Raw genomic sequence first — 5,177 nt, 5'->3', positions numbered from 1 at the left:
GTCTGCGACTTCGTCCACAACCACATCGTCTTCAACTACGGCAATGCTCGGCCGACACGCACCGCCGCGGAAGCGTATCGCGAACAGAGCGGCGTGTGCCGAGACTACGCGCATCTCGCCGTCACCTTCTGCCGGGCGCTCAACATCCCAACGCGCTACTGCACCGGCTACATCAGCGACATCGGTATGCCGAAACCATGGGCGAGCATGGATTTCTGCGCCTGGATGGAAGTCTATCTCGGCGGCCGCTGGCATGTCTTCGACCCGCGCAACAATGCACCGCGCATCGGCCGCATCCTGATCGCCTCCGGCCGCGACGCCGCCGACGTGCCGCTGACCCATATATTCGGCCCGGGAACGCTTGCCGGCTTCAAGGTGTGGACCAGCGAGATCGTCGAGTAGTCGCCGTTTTCCATAGGCCGATCTCTCATGACCGCTGGCTTGGACGACCCGACATTCGCGCGGTGTGATGCCTGTGGAGCTTTAGCGGCCTGGCCGCTAGACTGCGCCTTGAATGGGAACAAATGCCATGGCCGGGCACGGCGGCTCAAAAAAGGTGATCTACGCGGCGCTCGCCGGCAATTTCGCCATCGCGCTGACCAAGTTCGCCGCCGCCGCCTTCACCGGCAGTTCGGCGATGCTGTCGGAGGGCGTGCATTCGCTGGTCGATACCGGCAATGGCGGCCTGCTGCTCTACGGCATGCACCGCGCCGCCCGCCCGGCCGACCGGACTCATCCGCTCGGTCACGGCCGCGAACTCTACTTCTGGAGCTTCATCGTCGCGCTCCTCGTCTTCGCGCTGGGCGCCGGCGTGTCGTTCTACGAAGGCGTGATCCATATGATGGCGCCGGAGCCGGTCGCCAACGCCGAGGTGACCTACATCGTGCTTGGCCTTTCCTTCCTGTTCGAAGGCAGTTCGTGGTGGGTGGCGCTGAAGGAGTTCCGCCAGCAGAAGGGCAAGCAGGGCTGGCTGCGGGCGGTGCAGTCGAGCAAGGATCCGAGCGTCTACACCGTACTGTTCGAGGACAGTGCAGCACTTCTCGGCCTGATCGTCGCGTTCGTCGGCATCCTGGCGGCGGAAGTTCTGGAGATGCCGGAACTCGACGGCGCCGCCTCTATCGGCATTGGGCTGATCCTGGGGGCGACAGCGATCTTCCTGGCCCGCGAAAGCAAGGGCCTGCTGATCGGTGAGCCGGCATCGCCCGAAGTGCAAATGAAGGTGCTGGCGATCGCCCAGCAGGATCCGGCGGTGCAGCGGGCGAACGGCGTCCTGACCGTCCATATGGGGCCGGCAGAGATCGTCGCCGGCCTGAGCATCGAGTTCGAGGACCATTTGACGGCGCCCGAGATCGAAGCTTGCGTCGAGCGCCTGGAGGCGCAGCTGAAGAAGGAAATGCCGGAGATCACGCGGCTGTTCGTCAAGCCACAGACGACAGGCACCTGGGAGAAGCGGCGCAAGCTGATCGACACCGCATCCGATCCGGCTCTGGACTAGCGCCGCGCCATTGCCTGGCTGCCTTGACCCGCTAGATTACCGGGATTCAGGAGGAACAAAGATGAAGATCGACGGCGGCTGCCACTGCGGCGCGATAACCTATGAGGCGGAGGTAGACCCGGAAAAGACCACGATCTGCCACTGCACGGATTGCCAGCAACTGACCGGCACGGCTTTTCGCCTGACGGTTCCGGCGCCGGAAAGCAACTACCGCATCACCAAGGGCACGCCGAAAATCTACATCAAGATCGTGGCGAGCGGCGCCAAGCGCACCCAGGCCTTTTGCGCTGACTGCGGCTCGCATCTTTACGCCACGTCTGTCGGCGATGGCCCCAAGGTCTATGGGATTCGCGTGGGGACCGCGCGGCAGCGCCAGGATTTGATTCCAACACAGCAGAAATGGCACCGCTCGGCGCTGCACTGGCTGCCTGAATTTCAGGGCATGACCACGTTGGAGGAGCAGTAGCGCCGGTCCGGCACCGCGCCTCAATCGTCGCCTTCAACGACCCTCAGCCTGAGCTGCCCGGTTTTCGAATCGGCAACGCGCGCGCCAGTATCGACCTTCGCGGCGGGAGCCCGTGACGCTGCGTCCGCGGCGGCATCGCCGTCGGGCTGCGCGCCGAATTCCAGTGCCTCGATCTTCTGGCCGCGCTTGGTGACCTTCGACGTCGAAACCAGGATGTCGTCGATGTCCTTGGCCGACTGACCGAAATGCACCTGCAGCTTGCGCACCCGCTCGTCGACGCGCGCGACATCCTCCATCAGCCGGATGACTTCGCCCTGAATCAGGTGCGCCTGTTCGCGCATGCGGGCATCCTTGAGGATCGCCTGGATGACCTGGATCGACAGCATCAGCAATGACGGCGAGACGATGACGATTCGGGCGCGGTGCGCCTTGTGGACGATCGCCTCGAAATTCTCGTGGATCTCGGCGAACACTGATTCCGACGGCACGAACATGAAGGCGGTGTCCTGCGTCTCGCCCTGGATCAGGTATTTTTCCGAGATATCGCGGACATGGATCTCGATGTCGCGGCGGAAGGCCTGCGAGGCGGCCTTCTGCAGGTCGGCGCCATCGGCGGCGCGGATGGCATTCCAGGCCTCGAGCGGAAACTTGGCGTCGATGGCCAGCGACGGCGCGCCGTTCGGCATCTTCACCAGGCAGTCAGGACGGCTGCCGTTCGACAGCGTCGCCTGGAATTCATAGGCGCCGTGCGGCAGGCCGTCGGCGACGATCGCCTCCATGCGAGACTGGCCGAAAGCACCGCGCGTCTGCTTATTGGAGAGGATCGCCTGCAGCTGCACGACCTGGCCGGCGAGCGACTGGATGTTGCCCTGCGCGACATCGATGATGGCCAGCCGCTCCTGCAATTTGGCCAGGCTCTCATGCGTGGATTTGGTCTGCTCGGTCATGGTCTGGCCGAGCCGGCCGGTCATGGCGTCGAGGCGCTGGCCGATCGACTGCGTCAGCTCCGCCTGCCGTGCGCCGAACACTTCGGCGATGGCGCCCATACGACCCTGCATTTCGGCCTGGCTTTGCAGAATGCCGGCCATCCGCACTTCCGCATCGCGGGCATGATCGGCGGCTTCCGCAGCCGCGACGGCGCGCGCCTTCGCCGACCGCCACAGCGCAATGACCAGCGCCACGAACAGGGCCAGAAACAGCAAAGCGCCGAAGGCCAGCGCATGGCCGAGCGTGACGGTTGTGGCGCCAAGCCGGGCGACAGGTTCGGAAAGGATGGTGCTCAAATCATTCATGTGGACAGCATAAACGATTCGCGCTGCCGGCACAGATCAAAACGTGAACGAGCCTCCAGCCTACCGGTTGACGCTTTTCTCTGGAGGTCTTAGGTGGAACGCCATGTCGATCAAGCCGCTCATCATCCTTCCCGACCCCATCCTGCGCCAGGTTTCCAAGCCGGTGGAGCGTGTCGACGCACCTTTGCGCAAATTAGCCGACGACATGCTGGCGACCATGTATGACGCGCCGGGCATCGGATTGGCGGCAATCCAGATCGGCGAGCCGCTGCGCTTGCTGGTGATCGATCTGGCCAAGGAAGACGAGACGCCGGCGCCGCATGTCTTCATCAACCCGGAAATCCTGGAGAGCGCCGACGCGCGCTCGGTCTATGAGGAAGGCTGCCTGTCGATCCCGGATTATTACGCCGAGGTCGAACGCCCGGCCTCCGTGCGGGTCAAATATGTCGACCGCGACGGCAAATTGCAGGATATGGAGGCCGAGGGCCTGATGGCCACCTGCCTGCAGCATGAGATCGACCACCTCAATGGCGTCCTGTTCATCGACCACATCTCGAAGCTGAAGCGCGACATGGTGGTGAAGAAATTCAAGAAGCTTGCCAGGGACAAGGCGCCGGGCAAGCTGGCGGGATAGGGCCATGCCCCTTCGCGTCATCTTCATGGGTACGCCGGAGTTTTCGGTGCCGACTTTGCGCGCGATCGCCGAGGCTGGCCATGAGATATCAGCCGTCTATACCCAGCCGCCGCGCGCCGCAGGGCGGCGCGGGCTGGAGTTGACGCCATCGCCGGTGCAGCGCGAGGCGGAGCGGCTGGGCATTGAAGTCCGGGCGCCGGTTTCGCTCAAGGGCGAGGCCGAGCAGGCCGCTTTCCGTGCCTTGCAGGCCGATGTCGCCGTGGTCGTCGCCTATGGCTTGCTGCTGCCGAAGGCGGTTCTCGAGGCGACCCGGCTCGGCTGCATCAACGGCCATGCGTCGCTTCTGCCGCGCTGGCGCGGTGCCGCGCCGATCCAGCGCGCCATCATGGCCGGCGACCTGGAAAGCGGCATGATGGTGATGCGCATGGAAGAGGGGCTGGACACCGGCCCGGTCGGGCTGGTTGAAAAATGCGCCATCGAACCCGATATGACAGCCGGCGATCTGCATGATCGGTTGATGAGTGTCGGTGCTGCCTTGATGGTGGAAGCGCTGGCGCGACTGGAAAGGAATACCCTGACATTCACCACACAAGCTGTGGATGGGGTGACCTACGCCAAGAAAATCGATAAATCCGAGACTCGCGTGGACTGGACTCGCTCAGCAAGTGAGGTCCACAATCATATTCGCGGCCTGTCACCCTTTCCCGGCGCGTGGTCGGAGATAGGAATTGGCGGCCGCCAGGAGCGGCTGAAACTGCTTCGCTCGACGCTGTCGCAAGGCCTGTCGCTTTGGGAAGAGTTGGGCGAGTCGGGAGGAATTCTCGATGACCGGCTGACGGTCGCCTGCGGGGCAGGCGCGATCAGGCTGGTCGAAGTTCAACGCGCGGGCGGAAAGCCCGCTGCCGCGTCGGAGTTCCTGCGCGGGGCCAAGATCGAAAAAGGACTGAAATTCTCAGGAGCATGATGTCGATACGCGCGGCAACGCCGCGGGATCGCGAGGCCATCCGCCTCGTCGAGGAACACGCTTTCGGCCAGCAGGCGGAGGCCGGTCTGGTCGACGCGCTGGTGACCGGCGGCGACGCTGTTGCCGAACTGGTGGCGGAAGAGGACGGCCAGGTGGTCGGCCACATCCTGTTTTCGCGGCTGTTCGTCCAGAATGGCGGCAAGACTTTCGCGGCCGTGGCGCTGGCACCGCTGGCGGTGGAGCCCTCGTTCCATGGCAGCGGCATCGGCGGCGCGCTGATCCGCGAGGCGCATATCCGCCTCAGGGATGCCGGCGAAACGCTGGCC

Annotated in this window: 7 protein-coding genes; 6 read left to right on the top strand and 1 reads right to left on the bottom strand. The window is 64.2% G+C overall.

The window, feature by feature from the left end; translation table 11 throughout:
* The 3 genes from EN939_RS19980 to EN939_RS19970 form a co-directional block, all read left to right on the top strand.
* The coding region (locus EN939_RS19980) for a transglutaminase-like domain-containing protein (protein WP_164751096.1) at positions 1-402 on the top strand (402 nt) is incomplete at its 5' end.
* A 127-nt stretch (positions 403-529) separates the two neighbouring features.
* On the top strand, positions 530-1,495 hold the full coding sequence (locus tag EN939_RS19975; protein WP_127269362.1) for a cation diffusion facilitator family transporter: 966 nt from the start codon (positions 530-532) through the stop codon (positions 1,493-1,495).
* A 61-nt stretch (positions 1,496-1,556) separates the two neighbouring features.
* Positions 1,557-1,961: a GFA family protein gene (locus tag EN939_RS19970; protein WP_127269361.1), complete on the top strand. Its 405-nt coding sequence runs from the start codon at positions 1,557-1,559 to the stop codon at positions 1,959-1,961.
* A 20-nt stretch (positions 1,962-1,981) separates the two neighbouring features.
* On the opposite strand, the gene EN939_RS19965 is transcribed toward EN939_RS19970, so the two are convergent.
* Positions 1,982-3,253 carry a DNA recombination protein RmuC gene (locus EN939_RS19965; protein WP_127269360.1) on the bottom strand — a complete coding sequence of 424 codons (1,272 nt, stop codon included), beginning with the start codon at positions 3,251-3,253 and terminating at the stop codon, positions 1,982-1,984.
* A 103-nt stretch (positions 3,254-3,356) separates the two neighbouring features.
* On the opposite strand from EN939_RS19965, the gene def reads away from it, so the two are divergent.
* From def to EN939_RS19950, 3 genes are all read left to right on the top strand, one after another.
* Positions 3,357-3,887, top strand: coding sequence for a peptide deformylase (gene def, locus EN939_RS19960; RefSeq protein ID WP_127269359.1), 531 nt, complete (start codon positions 3,357-3,359; stop codon positions 3,885-3,887).
* 4 nt (positions 3,888-3,891) lie between these two features.
* The gene (gene fmt, locus EN939_RS19955; RefSeq protein WP_127269358.1) at positions 3,892-4,851 is read left to right on the top strand and encodes a methionyl-tRNA formyltransferase; all 960 of its coding nucleotides are present in this window, start codon (positions 3,892-3,894) and stop codon (positions 4,849-4,851) included.
* Positions 4,848-5,177, top strand: a 330-nt coding sequence (locus EN939_RS19950; protein ID WP_164751095.1) for a GNAT family N-acetyltransferase, incomplete at its 3' end; no start/stop codon positions are given. The genes fmt and EN939_RS19950, both read left to right, overlap by 4 nt.

It is taken from the genome of Mesorhizobium sp. M7A.F.Ca.CA.002.05.1.1 (assembly GCF_003998335.1).
Taxonomy (GTDB): Bacteria; Pseudomonadota; Alphaproteobacteria; order Rhizobiales; family Rhizobiaceae; genus Mesorhizobium.
The sequence above is the reverse complement of the archived record's forward strand: the minus strand, read 5'-3'. Positions and strand labels throughout refer to the sequence as shown.

Excerpts from the sequence above, each read along its gene's own strand:
- EN939_RS19975 (WP_127269362.1), top strand. The coding sequence starts at position 530 with ATGGCCGGGCACGGCGGCTCAAAAAAGGTGATCTACGCGGCGCTCGCC.
- EN939_RS19970 (WP_127269361.1), top strand. The coding sequence starts at position 1,557 with ATGAAGATCGACGGCGGCTGCCACTGCGGCGCGATAACCTATGAGGCG.
- EN939_RS19965 (WP_127269360.1), bottom strand. The coding sequence starts at position 3,253 with ATGAATGATTTGAGCACCATCCTTTCCGAACCTGTCGCCCGGCTTGGC.
- def (WP_127269359.1), top strand. The coding sequence starts at position 3,357 with ATGTCGATCAAGCCGCTCATCATCCTTCCCGACCCCATCCTGCGCCAG.
- fmt (WP_127269358.1), top strand. The coding sequence starts at position 3,892 with ATGCCCCTTCGCGTCATCTTCATGGGTACGCCGGAGTTTTCGGTGCCG.